At 72.8% G+C, this 17365-nt stretch carries 11 protein-coding genes; 9 read left to right on the forward strand and 2 right to left on the reverse strand.

Annotated features, from left to right (window positions below; all coding sequences use genetic code 11):
• A partial coding sequence (locus FB455_RS33260; RefSeq protein ID WP_145755757.1) for a M23 family metallopeptidase occupies positions 1-666 on the reverse strand: 666 nt, incomplete at its 3' end.
• A gap of 397 nt (positions 667-1063) precedes the next feature.
• On the opposite strand from FB455_RS33260, the gene FB455_RS33265 reads away from it, so the two are divergent.
• The 7 genes from FB455_RS33265 to FB455_RS33295 are packed head-to-tail and all read left to right on the forward strand — an operon-like array spanning position 1064 to position 13389.
• On the forward strand, positions 1064-4348 hold the full coding sequence (locus tag FB455_RS33265) for a DUF2961 domain-containing protein (RefSeq protein WP_145755758.1): 3285 nt from the start codon (positions 1064-1066) through the stop codon (positions 4346-4348).
• On the forward strand, positions 4348-6471 hold the full coding sequence (locus FB455_RS33270; protein ID WP_145755759.1) for a family 43 glycosylhydrolase: 2124 nt from the start codon (positions 4348-4350) through the stop codon (positions 6469-6471). The genes FB455_RS33265 and FB455_RS33270 overlap by 1 nt, the downstream gene beginning before the upstream one ends.
• Entirely contained in the window at positions 6468-8081 is a 1614-nt protein-coding gene (locus FB455_RS33275; protein WP_145755760.1) for a sugar ABC transporter ATP-binding protein, read from the forward strand. The genes FB455_RS33270 and FB455_RS33275 overlap by 4 nt, the downstream gene beginning before the upstream one ends.
• Positions 8078-9172: an ABC transporter permease gene (locus FB455_RS33280; RefSeq protein WP_030275295.1), complete on the forward strand. Its 1095-nt coding sequence runs from the start codon at positions 8078-8080 to the stop codon at positions 9170-9172. The genes FB455_RS33275 and FB455_RS33280 overlap by 4 nt, the downstream gene beginning before the upstream one ends.
• Positions 9173-9197: 25 nt before the next feature.
• Positions 9198-10190: a substrate-binding domain-containing protein gene (locus tag FB455_RS33285; protein ID WP_030275298.1), complete on the forward strand. Its 993-nt coding sequence runs from the start codon at positions 9198-9200 to the stop codon at positions 10188-10190.
• Between the two features lie 14 nt (positions 10191-10204).
• Positions 10205-11758, forward strand: coding sequence for an FGGY-family carbohydrate kinase (locus FB455_RS33290; protein WP_145755761.1), 1554 nt, complete (start codon positions 10205-10207; stop codon positions 11756-11758).
• Entirely contained in the window at positions 11755-13389 is a 1635-nt protein-coding gene (locus FB455_RS33295) for a fucose isomerase (protein ID WP_030275301.1), read from the forward strand. Before FB455_RS33290 ends, FB455_RS33295 begins: the two co-directional genes overlap by 4 nt.
• On the opposite strand, the gene FB455_RS33300 is transcribed toward FB455_RS33295, so the two are convergent.
• Complete coding sequence (locus FB455_RS33300) at positions 13379-14443, reverse strand: LacI family DNA-binding transcriptional regulator (protein WP_030275303.1); 1065 nt, start codon at positions 14441-14443, stop codon at positions 13379-13381. The two genes, FB455_RS33295 and FB455_RS33300, sit on opposite strands and share 11 nt — an antisense overlap.
• Positions 14444-14684: 241 nt before the next feature.
• Here FB455_RS33300 and FB455_RS33305 point away from each other — a divergent pair, with 241 nt between their 5' ends.
• Positions 14685-16133, forward strand: coding sequence for an FG-GAP repeat domain-containing protein (locus FB455_RS33305; protein WP_030275305.1), 1449 nt, complete (start codon positions 14685-14687; stop codon positions 16131-16133).
• 20 nt (positions 16134-16153) lie between these two features.
• A partial coding sequence (locus tag FB455_RS33310; protein ID WP_186466480.1) for an N-acetylmuramoyl-L-alanine amidase occupies positions 16154-17365 on the forward strand: 1212 nt, incomplete at its 3' end.

The raw sequence follows: 17365 nt of genomic DNA on the forward strand, positions 1-17365 counted from the left end.
CACATACGCGTCGGCCAGCGCACCGTGGGTGAACGCGACCACGTCGTCCCGGCCGTCACCGGTGAAATCCGTCGGCGAACCACCGAAATAGCGGGGCGCGGGCGGCGGCGGTGGCGTGCCGCAGTTGTCGCTGACCAGGAACCGCTGGTTGTACTGGCCGGGATACGGCGCGAGCGAGACGCCGTTGATCGAGATGACCTGGCCGACGCCGTTGTAGAGCTGCTCGTAGTGCACGTGCGCGCCGGAGGAGTTGCCGGTGCTGCCGGTGATCCCGATCTGCTGCCCCTGCTGCACGTAGGCGCCGTCGGGCACCGAGTAGGCGCTGAGGTGGAAGTAGTAGGTGGTCCACCCGCCGCCGTGGTCGATGACGATGTAGTTGCCGGCGCCGCTGGGCTGCGAGTAGCGCCGGGCCACTCCGGCGGCGGACGCCACCTGGGGCGTACCGCCTGTGACACCGCCGTCGGCGCGGACGAAGTCCAGCGCCTGCCGCACCTCGGCGCTGTGGTGGCTGTACGTCCACCGCTGCCCGCAGGGGAACGGTGCCTTGAAGGTGGGCGCGGCGAGTGCCGGTGACGGGGCGACCGTCACCGCGGTGAGGGTGGCCGCGGCCAGGGTGAGCAGCGCGACGAGGGCCCGCCGGGCGGGACTCGTCGGGAATCTGGGCATGCGGTGACTCCTCGTCGGAAGAGGGATGCACTGTCGGAGCGGCGCGTGGGCGTGTCGAGCCAGGGGCCGGTGTCGCCGATGGGCGGGCCCTGACAGTTCGCGTCGGAGAGAGGGGCGGCTGGCGTCCCGATCGGCGGGACGGTGGCGCTGAGGAGAAGTGAAACCGCAGACTTCGGAGCCTGTCAATACCCGACGGGGTGGTGAGTGCCGGCGGAAAACTTCCTTCAGCGTCGCTTCCGCCCGGCCTGGCTGCGCGGCGTGCAGGCCGACCCGCCGCGAAGATTCCTGCCCTGGAGGGAAAGCCGGGCGCGAAGTATTGACAACCGTGGAAGTATCGAAGTTAACTCGCCAGCAATCGATTTCTCATGGCTCCTACGGCCGCTCGGAAGGGACACCGATGAGGCTTCGCATCGGCCGTTGGGCCGGCGCCGCAGCAGCCGCGCTGCTGGCCGTTGCCGTGCCCGCGACCTCGTCCGCCGCCGCGCCGGCCGCCACGTCGGCGCCCGCTCCCGCTCTCGCCGTCGCCGACGACAAGGGACCGATCGGCTGGGACGCCTACCGCCGGCTCGACCGCCTGCCGGAGCTGGCCGCCGGCACCCGTACCCACCAGTTCTCCAGCTTCGGCCGCGACGGCTCCAACGACGACGGCTTCGTCGGCACCTGGTCGTGTCTGCGTCGGAGTGGGGGATGTGTGATCGCCGAGGCACGCGGTCCGGGCGAGGTGCAGTCGATCTGGTTCACCCGCGACGACGGCAACGTCCGCGCCACCGGCTGGATCCGCGTCGAACTCGACGGCGTCGTGGTCGTCCAGGCCGACCTCCAGGATCTGGTGGACGGGCGGCTCGGCAGCCCGTTCGTCGCGCCGCTCGTGAGCAACGCCGACCAGACGTCCGGCGGCGTCACCGTCAAGGTGCCCATGCCCTACCGGGAGTCCATGCGGATCACCACCCAGAACAACCCGCTGTTCCACCACGTCACCTACCGGACCTTCGCCGACGCGGCAGGGGTGCCCCGGTTCGATCCGGCCGACCCGGCCACCGACGTGGTCACGCTGCTGCGCGCCGCCGGCACCCGCGACCCGAAGCCCGCCCAGGCCGGCGCCTCCACCACGCGCGCCACCGTCACCGCCCCGGCGCAGGGGCAGGTGTCACTGGCCGCCCTGACCGGGCCACGCGCGATCACCGCGCTGCGGCTGCGCGTACCGGACGCCGCGGCCGGGGCGCCGACGCTCGCCGGGCTGCGGCTGCGTATGACGTTCGACGGACGTACGACAGTGGACAGCCCGGTCGGCGAGTTCTTCGGTGCCGGGCTGGGCGAGCACAGCGTCCGGTCGCTGATGTTCGCCATGGACTCCGCGCCCGGCGGCTGGTACAGCGCATGGTGGCCGATGCCGTTCCGCACCGCCGCCGCACTGACGCTCGTCAACACGACAGGCGCCACAGTCGGCGGCGTCGAGGTCGAGGTGACGTCGGCGCCCGGCACCGAGTGGACGTCCCGGCTCGCCGCCGACGGCAACGCCGGCTCCTTCACCACCCAGTCACGCCGCGCCGAGACGGTCGGCGGCACCGACTGGATCATCGCCGACCAGTCCGGGCGGGGCCGGTTCGTCGGCGTCTCGCAGACCATGCGCGGCCACATCATCGGCGGCAACACCCGCAACTACCTGGAGGGCGACGAGCGGGTGCACGTCGACGGCTCGCCCACGCCGCAGATTTACGGCACCGGCACCGAGGACTTCTACGAGTCGGGCTGGTACTTCAACCGCGGCGCGTACAGCGGCGTCTTCACCGGCAACACCGCCCACCTGGTCCGCGGCGGCGGATGCGCCGACGAGTGCGACGCCGCCTACCGGCTCATGATCGGCGACGCGGTGGCGTACGGCACCGCGCTGCGCTTCGGCATCGAGCACGGACCGGCGAACGACATGCCGGCCGAGTACGCCTCGACCGCGTTCCTCTACACCCAGCGCACCGTGACCACGCGCCGGACCGACACCGTCGTCACCGGCGACGCCGCCAGCCGCGCCGCGCACGCGTACACCGACTCCGGGGCGACCCAGACCGCGCTCAGCTCCGCCTTCGAGGGCGACGACGACAACGTCCCGCAGACCGGCCAGGTCCGCGCCACCACCGCACCGGTCCGCTTCCGGCTGGCGATCGACCCGGCCAACCAGGGGGTACGGCTGCGCCGCCACGGCGACCAGGCCGGCGGCTACCAGCAGGCGGCCGTGTCGGTGGACGGCACCCCGGCCGGGGTGTGGCTGCAGCCGCTGGGCAACGACAGGCAGCGCTGGCTGGCCGACGAGTTCGTGCTGCCCGCGGCGCTGACGGCGGGCCGGTCGGCGCTCACCGTCCAGCTCACCCCGGCTGCCGGCGCGCCGGCCTGGACCGCCGCCCGGTACCTGGCCGACAGCATGGTGGCGCCGTTCACCGACACCGTCGCCCCGGCCCCGGTCGCCGGACTCGCCCTGACCGGCGGGCGCATGCACGCGCTGGGCCTGACCTGGTCTCCCTCCGCCGACGACGTCGGCGTGGTCTCCTACCGCGTCTACGCCTCCCGGAACCCGGGGGTGGCGATCACCGCCGCCAACCTGGTCGGCACGACCCGTGCCACCACGTTCCGGCACGGCCCGCTGCCCGCCGCGCAGACCCGCCACTACCGGGTCGTGGCTCTCGACGGGTCGGGCAACGCCGCCGCGCCGTCGGCGGAGGTGTCGGCCACCACCCGTACCCGCAACACCAGCGACGCCGACGGCGACCGCCGCGACGACGCCGTCGACTTCACCCGCGGCGCCGGCGCCGACGTGTTCACGTCGCTCTCCGACGGCACCCGGTTCGTGCCGGACAGCCGGCCCTGGAACGACTTCTTCGCGATCGGCGCGGAGGTGCCGCTCACCGGCGACGTCAACGGCGACGGCCGCGCGGACGTCATCACGTTCACCCGTGGCGACAGCGCCGACGTCTACGTCGGGCTCTCCACCGGCTCCGGCTACTCCGCGGGCGTCAAGTGGCACGACTTCTTCGCCGTCGGCGCCGAGATCCCGGCGGTCGGCGACGTCAACGGCGACGGCCGCGCCGACATCATCACCTTCACCCGCGGCGCCGCCGCCGACGTCTACGTGGCGCTCTCCACCGGCTCCGGCTTCGGGCCCGGCGTCAAGTGGCACGACCACTTCGCGCTCGGCGACGAGTTCCCGGCGGTGGGCGACGTGGACGGGGACGGGCGGGACGACATCGTGACGTTCACCAGGGGTACGACCGGCGACGTGTTCGTGTCGCTCTCCGACGGCACCCGCTTCGTGGAGGACGGCTGGAAGTGGCACGACAGCTTCGCCACCGGCGACGAGCTGCCGGCGGTGGGCGACGTGGACGGGGACGGGCGGGACGACATCGTGACGTTCACCAGGGGTACGACCGGCGACGTGTTCGTGTCGCTCTCCGACGGGGGCCGCTTCGTGCAGAACTCCTGGAAGTGGCACGACCACTTCGCCTTCGGCGACGAGCTGCCCGGGGTGGGGGACTTCAACGGCGACGGCCGGGCCGACGTGGTCGCGTTCACCAGGGGCCTGACCGCCGACGTGTTCGTCTCGCTCTCCACCGGCGGTGGATTCGGGCCACCGGGCAACCGCTGGCACGACCGGTTCGCCCCCGGCACCGACCTGCCCCGCCCGAGCGTGTCGTGATGCGCGCCCGGCGTGCCCTCGCGGCGCTCCTGCTCGGGGTGGCCCTGGTGGCGGTCCCGGCCGGACCGGCAGCGGCCGACGACCCGGTCCGGTTCGAGGCCGAGTCGCTCGCCGTCGTCTCCGCCACCGCGCCGGTCGGCGCGCAGGCCGACTGCTGCGGGGTGAGCTGGTCCGGCGGACGGCAACTGTGGTTCCGGGGCGCCCGCGCCGGTGACGCGGTGACGCTCGCGCTGCCGTCGGTGCCGGCCGGGCAGTACGACCTCGGCGCGGTCCTCACCCGGGCCGGCGACTACGGCACGCTGCGCTTCGCCGTCGACGGGGTGGCGGTCGGCCAGCTCTTCGACGGGTACGCGGGCGCGGTGCAGCGCACCGGGGCGGTGCCGCTGGGCTCGGTGTCGCTGACGGCCGGCACCCACCGCCTCACCGTCACGGTGACCGGCCGGTCCGCGTCCTCCACCGGCTTCTTCGCCGGGCTGGACACGGTGACGCTGCGTCGCGTCGGCCCGCTCGCGGCGGTCACCACCACGCCGTACGAGACGCTCGGTGAGACACCGGCGCGGGGCGCGTCCACACGCGTCTACGACCCGAGCGCCGGGGAGTCGACGACCTGGTACTACAACGACCACACGCTGGTGCGGCACGAGCAGACCGGCGTGTGGCACCTGTTCGGCATCACCCACGCCGAACCCGGTGCGCCGCAGGACGAGAAGGTCTTCGGGCACGCCACCGCGCCCACCCCGACCGGCCCGTGGACGAAACGGCCGGTGGCGCTGGCCGCCGACCCCGGGGCCGGGGAGCAGTGGATCTGGGCCCCGCACGTCGTCCACCACAACGGCGTCTACCACATGTTCTACGCGGCCGGTAACCCGGACTACGCCCGGTACCGCATGCACCTGGCCACCTCGACCGACCTGTTCACCTGGACCCGAAGCTCCGCCAACCCGCTGTTCACCGACGGGTGGGAGGGCCGCGACCCGATGGTGACCCGGGTCGGCGACCGCTGGGTCATGTACTACACGGCCACGTCGAGCCCGTCCGGCGGCAACCATGTCGTGGCGTACCGGACCAGCACCGACCTGCGCTCGTGGAGCGGCCGCGCGATCGCGTACACCTCGCCGCACACCGGCCGGGCGGGCGGGCAGACGGAGTCGCCGTTCGTGGTGCGCCGGGGGGAGTGGTGGTACCTGTTCGTCTGCTGCGACGGCACCGACTACGGCGCCGCGTACCGGCGCACGGCCGTCTACCGCAGCCGCGACCCGCTGCGCTTCGACGGCGCGGAGAAGGTGACGGTGCTCGACGCGCACGCCGCCGAGGTCGTGGTGGACGGCTCGAACTGGTACCTGACCCACGCCGGCTGGGGTCAGGGCGGGCTCTGGCTGGCGCCGCTGACCTGGTCGGCCGGCGTGGTGGCGCGCGGCTGGACGGTGACCACCGGTTTCCTGCGCGCCGACGTGCGCACCTGGCCCAGCGCCCGGATCGCCGAGCTGGCCGTCGACCCGGCCGGGGCCGGCAATCACCGGCCCGCGCTCGACTCGTCGCACCGGGGCACCGGGCCGTACCTCGCCGTCGGCCGGTTCGACGTGACCGACCGGGCCGGGGCGCCGGCCCGGGTCGACGTGTCCGCCGATGGCTCCCGGATCAACCTGGTCGGCATCCCGTTCGGCGACGAGCCGGTCACCGCCGACTGGCTGCTCACCGTGACGCCCCGGTGGACCGGCCCCGGGTTGCAGAGCGACGTCACCTGGTCGGTGAACGGGTGGCCGACCGCAGCGGTGTGGGAGGTGGCGTTCAACATCGACGGCGCGTCCCCGCTGGTCGGCGACCCGGCGGTGGAGGCGCGGCCGACAGGTGACGTCACCGGCCTGCCCCGCTGGACGATGAGCACCGGCGACGGGCTCTCGGTGGTCGCGGCGCACCGGTGGGGGTCGGCCTGGCGCGGCGACAACACCTGGTACGACGCCGGCCACGCGATGGCGGCCTGGCAGCCGCTGTGGCGCTCCGGCGGCCTGTCCTGGGCGCCGGGCCAGTACGCGGGCGGCACCTGGCGTCTGACCGCGAGCGGGATCCGGCGGGACGTGCAGTTCGCCGACGCCGCGCACACCGCGATCAACGCGATCCCGTGACCGGCGTGGACACCCGCGACGCGCCCGGCCCGAGCGGCCGGGTGGTGGTCGCGGCGACCGGAGTGGCCAAGCGGTTCGGCGGCGTGACGGCCCTCGACGGCGTCGACTTCGACGTACGGGCGGGCGAGGTGCACGCGCTGCTGGGCGAGAACGGCGCGGGCAAGTCCACCCTGATCAACATCCTCTCCGGCGTGATCACCGACTACGACGGAGAAGTCGCAGTCGACGGGACGCCGGTACGGTTCACCGGCCCGGCCGCCGCCCAGGCCGCCGGGATCGCGACCATCCACCAGGAACTCGACCTGGTGCCCGCGCTGTCGGTGGCCGACAACCTCGTGCTCGGGCGGGAGCCCCGGACCCGGCTGCGCACAGTCGACCGGCGGGCCGCGGCCCGCACCGCGCGCGAGCACCTGGACCGGCTCGGCGCAGACATCGACCCGCGCCGCCCGGTGGGCTCGCTGCGTGTCGGCGAGCAGCAACTCGTCGAGATCGCCAAGGCGCTCGCCCTGGACGCCCGCGTACTCGTCATGGACGAGCCGACGGCCGCGCTCGCCGACGGGGAGGTACGGCGGCTGTTCACCACAATCGGCGGCCTGCGCCGCCGGGGCGTCGGCGTCGTCTACATCTCCCACCGGATGGAGGAGATCGAGGTCGTCGCGGACCGCGCGACGGTGCTGCGCAACGGTTCCGTCGCCGGTGTCGTACCGGCCGGCCGGATGGACCGGCGGCGGATCGTGGCGATGATGGTCGGCGGCCGGGCCGCGTCGCTGTTCGAGCCCGCCCCGGCGGACACGGCCGGCGCTCCCGGCCCGCCGCCCGGATCGGCCGGCGGCGGCCCGCTGCTGCGTGTCACCGACCTGGCCGTGCGGCCCCGGACGCCCCGGCCCGGCCGCTGCGAGCCGGACGGCGTCAGCCTGACCGTGCAGGCCGGCGAGATCGTCGGCCTGGCCGGGCTGATGGGCGCCGGACGTACCGAACTGCTGGAGACCCTGTTCGGCGCCGGGTCCGCGGGTCGCCGCACCGGCGCGGTGCTGCTGGCCGGCCGCCCGTACGCGCCGCGCCGCCCCCGCGCGGCACTGCGGGCCGGCGTCGGCTTCGTCCCGGAGGACCGGCGCCGCTCCGCGCTCGTCCTGGACCACCCGGTCGGCCGGAGCATCGTGCTGGCCGCCCTGTCCAGGCTGACCACGGCCGGGATCGTCAGCCGACGCCGGGAACGGGCGGCCGTCGCGCGGTCGGTCACCGACCTGGCGATCAAGACGGTGTCGGCGGCCACGCCGGTCGGCGCGCTCTCCGGCGGCAACCAGCAGAAGGTGGTCTTCGCCCGGCACCTGCTCACCGAGCCGCGGCTGCTCCTGCTGGACGAGCCGACCCGCGGCGTCGACATCGGGGCGAAGGCGGAGATCTACCGGCTGCTGCGCCGGCTCGCCGGCGACGGCATGGGCATCCTGCTCGCCTCCTCGGAACTGCCCGAGCTGCTCGGCGTCTGCGACCGGGTGGTGGTGCTGCGCCGCGGCCGGGCCGTGGCCGACCTCGCCACCGGCGGCTGCACCGGCGAGGACATCCTCGCGGCGGCGATGGGCGGCCCGGCCGCCGGAAGGGACGACCGATGACCGACACCCGAGTGCCGCCGCCCGAGCCGGCCGTGACCGGGGCGCCGCCCGCCGCCGGTACGGCCGGACTGCGCGGCGCGACGGCCCACTGGCTGCGTCGGCCGCGCAGCCGCCGGGAACTCGCCGACCGGCTCTTCGCGGTGCAGAGTCTCTTCGCGCTGCTCGTGATCTTCGTCGTGGCGATCCTCGCCTCACCGCGCCGCGACGGCGAGGTCCTCTTCCTCACCGCCGGCAACCTGGGGAACATCGTCCGCGCGGTGTCGGAGATCGGCATCATCGCGATCGGGATGACGTTCGTCGTCCTGCTGGGCGGCATCGACCTGTCGGTCGGGGCGATCCTCGGCCTGTCGGCCGTCGGCACCGCGACGCTCATGGTCGACTCCGGACTCGGCATCCTGCCCGCCGTCGCCGCCGTGCTCGCGATCGGCGTGCTGTTCGGCGCGCTCCAGGGGTACGCCGTGGCCCGCCTCGGCATCCAGTCGTTCATCGTGACACTGGCCGGTCTCCAGGTCGCCCGGGGCATCGCCCGGATCTGGTCCGGCGGCCTCGGCATCCCGATCGCCTACGGCGACGGACCCCAGGAGGCGCCGCCCGCCTTCGAACTGCTGAACGGCTCGATGAACGGCGTGCTCCCGGTGCCGGCGGTGCTGTTCGTCCTGATCGGGGTGGCCGCTGTGGTGGTGCTGCGGACGACGGCGTTCGCCCGGCACGTCTACGCGATCGGCGGCAACGAGAAGGCGGCCCGGCTCTCCGGTGTGCCGGTGACGCGGGTCAAGGTCGCCGTGTTCGCCGTCGCCGGCCTCCTGGCGGCGGTGGCCGGAGTGGTGCACGCGGGACAGCTCAACCAGGGCAGCCCGAACGACGGCGCCGGATACGAGCTGGACGCGATCGCCGCTGTCGTCATCGGCGGCACCAGCCTGGCCGGCGGCTCCGGCTCGATGGGCGGCACCCTGGCCGGCGCGCTGCTGCTCGGCATCCTCAACAACATCCTCGCGCTCAACAACATCGACGCCAACGTCCAGCTGCTGATCAAAGGACTGGTGATCGTGCTCGCGGCGGCGCTGCAGAAGCTGCGCCGCGGCATCGCCTGACCGAACCGACTCCGAGGAGCCACCGATGGACAAGCGAACCACACTGCTCGCGCTGCTGGTCACCGGCGCGCTGGCGGCGACGGGGTGCAGCGTCGAGAAGCCGTCCGACGACGCCGGGCAGGCCCGTGCCTGCGGCGCCGGCAAGGACTTCCTGATCGGCATGTCCCAGGCCAACAACGCCGAGCCGTACCGGCAGGTGATGAACAACGACGTGCAGACGGCGGCGAAGTCGGTGCCCGGCTTCCGCGTCGTGGTCTCCGACGCCGCGCAGGACAACAGCAAGCAGGTCGCCGACGTGGAGAACTTCCTCACCCAGAAGATCGACCTGCTGATCGTCTCGCCGAACGAGGCCAAGCCGCTGACCGCCGTGGTGAAGAAGGCGTACGACCAGGGCGTGCCGGTGATCGTGCTGGACCGCAAGGTCGAGGGGGAGGCGTACACCGCGTTCATCGGTGGCGACAACGTGGCGATCGGCAAGGCGGCCGGCGAGTTCTACGCCACGACGCTGCTGCCCGACGGCGGCAAGGTGATCGAGATCGCCGGGCTGCCCGGCTCGACCCCCGCCGCCGAGCGCGCGCAGGGCTTCCGCGACGGCATCGCCGCCAACCCGAAGATCCAGATCGTCGCCTCCCAGCCCGGCGACTGGCTGCGGGAGAAGGGACAGTCGGTGGCGGACGCGCTGATCAAGGCCCACCCGGACGTGTCCGCGATCTACGCGCACAACGACCCGATGGCCGAGGGCGCCTACCTCGCCGCGAAGTCGGCGGGCAAGGCGCAGCGGATCAAGTTCACCGGCATCGACGCGCTGCCGGTGCCCTCCGGCGGGATCAAGGCCGTCGAGCAGGGCCGCCTCGCCGCCACGTTCCAGTACGCCACCGGCGGCCGGGAGGCGGTCGAGCTGGCCCGGAAGATCCTCGTCGACTGCGCCGAGGACGTCCCGCGTACCACCACGCTGGGCACCATGCGGATCACCAGGGAGAACGCCGCCGAGGCGTACGCGAAGCTCGGTGGCCTCTGAGCGCGGGGGCCGGGATGCGCAGCGCGAGCGTGCGGCGGGCGGCGCCGGTGGTGCTCGGCGTGGACATCGGCACGTCGAGCAGCAAGGGGGTTCTCGTCGACCCCGACGGGCGGCTGGTCCGGTCCCGGGTCCTGGAGCACCGGGTCGACCGGCCCGGCCCTGGCCGGGTCGAGATGGACGGCCGGATCTGGTGGCGGGAGTTCGTCGCCCTCAGCCGGGACCTGCTGGCTCCGGGTGACGTCCGGGTGTGCGCGGTCGGGGTGAGCGGCATGGGTCCGTGCGTGCTGCTCACCGACGCCGGCGGCACTCCACTGCGCCCGGCCGTCCTCTACGGCGTGGATACCCGCGCCGGGGAGCAGATCGAGCGGATGAACGAGCGGTTCGGCGCCGACGAGATCATCCAGCGGTGCGGGTCGGCGCTGTCCAGCCAGGCGGCGGGCCCGAAGATCGCGTGGGTGGCCGACACCGAACCGGAACTGTTCGCCCGTGCCCGTCGGCTGTTCATGCCCAGTTCGTGGCTGGCCTACCGGCTCACCGGTCGCTACCTGCTCGATCACCACTCGGCAAGCCAGTGCACGCCGTTCTACGACACCGAGGCCCAGGACTGGCACCGGCCGTGGATCGACCCGTTCGCACCCGGACTGGAGCTTCCGCCACTGTGCTGGCCCGGCGACGTGGCCGGTGAGGTGACGGCCGTGGCCGCCGCCGAGACCGGCCTGCCGGAGGGCGTCCCGGTGGTGGCGGGCACGATTGACGCCTGGTCGGAGGCGTTGAGCGTGGGTGCGCAGGGCGTGGGCGACCTGATGCTCATGTACGGCACCACCATGTTCCTCGTGCACACCGTGCCGCACCGGCTGACCAGCCCGTCGCTGTGGGGCACCGTCGGCGCGCTGCCGGGCACCCGCAACCTGGCCGGCGGGATGGCGACCTCCGGCGCGATCACCGGCTGGCTACGCGACCTGGTGGCGGGCACCGACCACACCGAGCTGCTCCGCCTCGCCGAACGTTCCGGCGCCGGTGCCCGCGGGTTGCTGATGCTGCCGTTCTTCGCCGGGGAACGCACGCCGATCCTCGATCCCCGGGCCCGCGGCCTGATCGCCGGTCTCACCCTCTCGCACGGCCCCGGCGACATCTACCGGGCGGCGCTGGAGGCGACCGGGCTGGCGGTACGGCACAACATCGAGACGATCGAGGCGGCCGGCGGCGACATCCGCCGGATCGTCGCGGTTGGCGGCGGCACCCGGGGTGGGCTCTGGACCCAGATCGTCTCCGACATCACCGGCCGGGAACAGCAGATCCCGGCGCAGACCATCGGCGCCAGCTACGGCGGCGCCTTCCTGGCCGCCCGGACCGTGATGGACGTCTCGATCGAGACGTGGAACCCGATCGCCGGGGTGCGTCGGCCACGACCCGAACCCGCCGCCGACTACGACGAGCTGTACCGGCTCTACCGCGAGCTGTATGCCGGTAGCCGATCTGTGGTCCACGCCCTTGCGGCCCGGCAGGAACGCCTGCCGGGCGCGTTCCGCTCCACCCACCGTCCGCCCGCCGAGGGAGCTGCCCCGTGACCCGTTACACACTGCCCGTGCCGGTCGAGCGCCCGGCCGCCCCGCCCCGCACCGTCTACACAGTCGCCAGCGGTGACCTGCGGCTGAGCGCGAACGTCACCTGCTGGCCCACCCAGCGGCAGCTCGAAGCCGACCTCACCACCGCGGTCACCGCGCTCGGCTGGCACGTCCGGCGCGGTCACGACGTCGACCCGGGCAAAGGACACGGCTTCATCGACAGCCAGCGCGCCGGGATCGAGGTCTTCCGGAGCATTCCGGCCGACGTGCCGCTCGTCGTGGTGGAGGCGGTCTGGCAGTACAGCCACCACGTGCTGGCCGGGCTGCGCGCCCACCGCGGGCCGATCCTGCTGGTGGCGAACTGGAGCGGCGAGTACCCCGGTCTGGTGGGCCTGCTCAACCTCGCCGGCAGCCTCACCAAGGCGGGCGTGCGGTACTCGACGCTGTGGAGCGAGGACTTCACCGACGAGTGGGCGCGCGACGGGCTGAAGAAGTGGCTGGAGACCGGCCGGGTGACGCACGACGAGAGCCACGTACGCCCGCTGCCGGTGCTGCGGCCGGACGAGGAGGTCGAACTCGGCGTGGCGCTGGCCCGGCAGCTCGTCTCCGAGCGGGCCGTCATCGGCGTCTTCGACGAGGGCTGCATGGGCATGTACAACGCCATCATCGACGACGAGCTGCTCAACCCGCTCGGCGTCTTCAAGGAACGCCTGTCGCAGAGCGCGCTGGTGGCGGAGATGGCGCGGGTGCCCGACACCGAGGCGCGGGCGGTGCTGGCCTGGCTGGAGGCGGCCGGGATGACGTTCCACACCGGCACCGACGAGGCCACCGAGCTGACGTACGCCCAACTGCTCAGCCAGTGCCGCATGTACGTCGCCGCGCTGCGCATCGCCGACGACTTCGGCCTGGACGCCGTCGGGATCCAGTACCAGCAGGGGCTCAAGGACACCGTGCCGGCCAGCGACCTGGCCGAGGGGCTGCTGAACAACGTCGAACGCCCCCCGGTGACCAGCCGGGACGGCTCCCGGGAGCTGTACCCGGGCGTCGCGCTGCCGCACTTCAACGAGGTGGACGAGGGCGTCGCGGTGGACTCGCTGGTCACCAACCGGATCTGGACCGCGATGGGCCTGGACCCGGCGACGACGCTGCACGACATCCGCTGGGGACAGCAGTACGGCGAGCACTTCGTCTGGGTCTTCGAGATCTCCGGTTCGGTGCCCGCGTCGCACAACGGGGGCTACGACAGGTCGTACAGCATGCGTCAGCCACCGATGTACTTCCCGCTCGGCGGCGGCACGCTCAGCGGCGTGTCGAAGCCGGGGGAGATCGTCTGGTCGCGGGTGTTCGTGATGGACGGCGGCCTGCACGTCGACCTCGGGCGCGGCACGGTGGTGGAGCTGCCCGAGGCGGAGACCCGGCGGCGGCTGGACGCCACCACACCGCAGTGGCCGATCATGCACGCCGTGCTGCACGGCGTGGGCCGCGACCAGTTGATGGCCCGGCACAAGGCCAACCACGTCAACGTGGTCTACGCGCCCGACGCCGACACCGCCGACCGCGCGCTACGGGTCAAGGCCGCCCTCTTCGCCGAGCTGGGCGTACGGGTGCACCTGTGCGGGGAGGTCACGATCTGAGCGAGCCGGCGGCAGTGCCGCGTGACCGGGTACGGCCCGCCGCGGGGCCCTGGCGGCCGGCCGACGGCGCCGAGCTCTCGCGTACCCGCAGCTCGGTGTGGAGCACCACTGTCGAGGGTGCCTTGGCCGGGTCGGCGATCCGCTCGACCAGCAGCGTGGCCGCGGTGCGCCCCAGGTCGTAGGTGGGCTGCGCGACGGTGCTCAGCGAGGGCCGGACCAGGTGCGCCCAGGGGATGTCGTCGAACCCGACGATGCCGAACGGGTCGGGCACGCCGATGCCGTTGTCCACGAGGCACTCGAGGGCGCCCACAGTCATCAGGTTGTTCGCCGCGAACACCGCGTCCGGCGGCTCGGCGGTCTCCAGCAGGGAGGCCATCGCGCGGTAGCCGCCCTCCTCGCGGAAGTCCGCGTACCGGATCAGGTCCTCGGTGGTCTGGCGTCCGCTCGCCTTCAGCGCCCGCTGGTAGCCCCGCAGCCGCTGCATGGCGGTGGAGATCCGGCGTGGGCCGGTGATGCAGGCGATCCGCCGGTAGCCGCTGCCCACCAGATGGGCGGTCGCCTGCTCGGCGCCGTGGGTGTTGTCCACCAGCACGGTGTCCACCTCGACGCCGCGTGGTTGCCTGTCGATCGCCACGACCGGGATGCGGGCCTGCACCAGGCGGCTGATCAGGGCCGGCCGCCCGGACGAGGAGATGATCACCCCGGCCATCCGCTCGGCCAGGGCCGCCGCCACGTAGCGGGCCTCCTTCTCCGGATCCTCGTCGCCGTTGCAGAGCACGACCGAGAAGCCGGCCTCCTGCGCGACGTCCTCGACACCGCGCACCATCGAGGTGAAGAACGGGTTCCCGATGTCGGAGATGATGACCGCCCAGAGGCTGGTCCGGCTGCGGCGCAGGCTGCGCGCGACGGCGTTCGGGCGGTAGTCGAGGTCCTGCGCGGCCTGCCGTACCCGGGCGGCCATGTCCGGGTCGACCGAGGCACGCCCGTTGAGGACGCGGGAGACGGTCGCCGGCGACACTCCCGCGCGACGCGCCACGTCGTAGATGGTCGTCATCGCGCTCCCGTCGTCGTCGCCCGGGCGCTCCGGCCCGGCCCCCGTCGGATGGTGACGTACCGGAGTGAGACCGCCACCGCGGGAGATCGCACGGAATCCTATACCCGTCCAGCAATCGATTTCCGACCGGGTCGATCGCGTCCCGCCGCCGCTATTGACATCGATGTGGGTGACTACGAGACTCGTCGGCAATCGATTTCTCGTCCGGTGCCGCTGGTCACCCCCACCCCCGAGGAGCACGGTGAGACGAAATCTGCTGGCGATGCTTGTCGCGCTCTGCACCGTCACGGCGGCCGGCGCGGCCGGCGCGCCGGCCGCCGCCGTACCGATCGGCACGCTCGCCTGCCCGTCCGTCCCGGCCACCCACGACCCCGCCGTCACCGTGATCGTCTACCGGGTGGCCCGGTCGTACAACGTCAACGACAAGGTCATGCTCTCCACCTTCGAGGCGGGCTGGGTCGAGTCCCACATGAACAACCTGCCCTGCGGCGACAAGTCCAGCCTGGGCGTGTTCCAGCAGCGCTGGGACTACGGCTGGGGCACGCCGGAGCAGATCATGGACCCGGTCTACGCCACCACGCAGTACGTCACGCGTGCGATCACCTGCGACCGCAACAATCCCGGCTACACGGCGGGCCAGGTCGCCCAGTGCGTCCAGCGATCGGGCTTCCCCGACCGGTACGACCAGGTGGCGGGGACCGCGCGCACGCTGCTCAACCAGGCGGCGCGTACCCACGGCATGGCCGGCGGCTCGTCGACGGACGTGAACGGTGACGGCCGCGACGACATCCTCACCTTCACCCAGAACGCCTCCGCCGACGTGTACGCGAGCACGTCGACCGGAACCGGCTTCGCCGGAACGTCGGTGAAGTGGAACGACTTCTTCTCCATCGGCGGGGAGACCGCGTCGACGGGCGACGTCAACGGTGACGGCCGCGACGACATCGTCACGTTCGCGCACGGCAACACCGGCGACGTGTACGTGGCGCTGTCGAACGGGTCGGCGTTCGCGTCGCCGGGCCGGTGGCACGACTGGTTCGCCCCCGGCGCGGAGATCGCCGCCGTCGGTGACGTCAACGGCGACGGCAGGGACGACATCGTCGCGTTCACGCACAACGCGACGGCGGACGTCTACGTGGCGTTGTCAACCGGGTCGTCGTTCTCGGGCACGGCGGTCAAGTGGCACGACTACTTCTCCATCGCCGGGGAGTTCCCCGCGCTGGGCGACGTCAACGGCGACGGCCGCGACGACATCATCACCTTCACCCAGGGCCCCGCGTCAGCGGCGGACGTGATCGTGGCGCTGTCCACCGGCACGTCGTTCGGGGCGCCGCAGAAGTGGCACGACCTGTTCGCCGTGGGTGCCGAGCAGCCACGGGTGGGGGACGTCAACGGCGACGGCAAAGACGACGTCGTCACGTTCACCTGCAATGCCGACGCCGACGTCTACGTCGCCACCTCCACCGGCACCGGCTTCGCCGGCACCACCGTCAAGTGGCACGACTTCTTCTGCCTGCCGGGCGAGTTCCCCTACCTGGGCGACGCGAACGGCGACGGCAAGGACGACCTCATCGTCTTCACCAAGGGCGCCACGAACGACGTCTACGTCGCCCTGTCCACCGGCACCACCTTCGGTGCCAGCAGCAAGTGGCACGACTACTTCGGGCTCACCGGTGAGGTGACGCTGTGACCCCAGGATGGGAGGCCCCCGTGGCCGGAACACGACGGAGACGGCGGCGCACCGGCGTCGCCCTGCTGGCCGCGGCGCTCGCCGGCGGGATCGCGGTGCAGCCCGCGCCGGCGTCCGCGACGCCGCCGGGCCGGACCGCGCTGGACGCCGCGTTCGTGCGGGCGGCGCAGGAGTACGACGTACCCCGGGACGTACTCGTCGCGGTCGGCTACGGCGAGTCCCGCCTCGACGCGCACGGCGGCAAGCCGAGCCAGGCGAACGGCTACGGGGTGATGCACCTGGTGAGCAACCCCGCCCAGCACAGCCTGGAACGGGCGGCGAAGTTGACCGGCGAGCCGGTCGCGCGCCTGAAGACCGCCACGCCGGCGAACATCCGCGGTGGCGCGGCAGTGCTGCGCGAGCTGGCCGACGCCGAGGGGCTGACCGCGCGCGACCGGGACCGGGTGACCGCCTGGTACCCGGTGGTGGCGCGGTACGGCGGCGCGGCCGACGACGCCACCGCCCGGCTGTACGCGGACGGGATCTACGAGCTGGTGCAGCAGGGCATTCCGGGCGCGGTGCCGGTCCGGGCGCACCGGGTCGAGCCGGAGCGGGGTCGCTACGCCGCCGTGGCGCCCGCCGGCACCGCGTCCCGTACGCTCGCCGCCGCCGTGCCCGAGTACCCGCCGGCGCGGTGGGTCGCCGCGAACGGAGCGAACTACGGCGTGGGGCGGCCCAGCCGGATCACCACGGTGATTCTCCACGTCACCCAGGGTTCGTACGCCGGTACCATCAGCTGGTTCCAGAACCCGTCGGCCGGGGTCAGCGCCCACTACGTGGTGAAGTCCAGCAACGGTGAGATCACCCAGATGGTCCGCGAGGGCGACACCGCTTACCACGCCCGGTCGGGCAACGCGTACGGCGTCGGCATCGAGCACGAGGGGTACGTGGACAACCCGGCCTGGTTCACCGACGCGATGTACCGTTCGTCGGCCGCGCTGACCCGTTATCTGTGCGACAAGTACGGCATCCCGAAGAACCGCACCGGCATCAAGGGGCACAACGAGATCCCGGGCAACGACCACACCGACCCGGGACCGAACTGGAACTGGAACTACTACCTCTCGCTGGTGAACCAGGGTGGCGGGGGCCCGACCGCCCGCTATTTCGGTGGTTCGCCGACGGATTTCACCGGTGACGGCCGGGACGACGTGGTCGCGTTCACCCACGGTGCGCTGGCCGACGCGTATGTG

The organism is Micromonospora sp. CNZ296, from assembly GCF_007827635.1.

What these genes read in the sequence shown, in the direction of transcription:
- FB455_RS33285 (WP_030275298.1), top strand. Translation starts at nt 9,198, where the DNA reads ATGGACAAGCGAACCACACTGCTCGCGCTGCTGGTCACCGGCGCGCTG.
- FB455_RS33290 (WP_145755761.1), top strand. Translation starts at nt 10,205, where the DNA reads ATGCGCAGCGCGAGCGTGCGGCGGGCGGCGCCGGTGGTGCTCGGCGTG.
- FB455_RS33280 (WP_030275295.1), top strand. Translation starts at nt 8,078, where the DNA reads ATGACCGACACCCGAGTGCCGCCGCCCGAGCCGGCCGTGACCGGGGCG.
- FB455_RS33265 (WP_145755758.1), top strand. Translation starts at nt 1,064, where the DNA reads ATGAGGCTTCGCATCGGCCGTTGGGCCGGCGCCGCAGCAGCCGCGCTG.
- FB455_RS33270 (WP_145755759.1), top strand. Translation starts at nt 4,348, where the DNA reads ATGCGCGCCCGGCGTGCCCTCGCGGCGCTCCTGCTCGGGGTGGCCCTG.
- FB455_RS33300 (WP_030275303.1), bottom strand. Translation starts at nt 14,443, where the DNA reads ATGACGACCATCTACGACGTGGCGCGTCGCGCGGGAGTGTCGCCGGCG.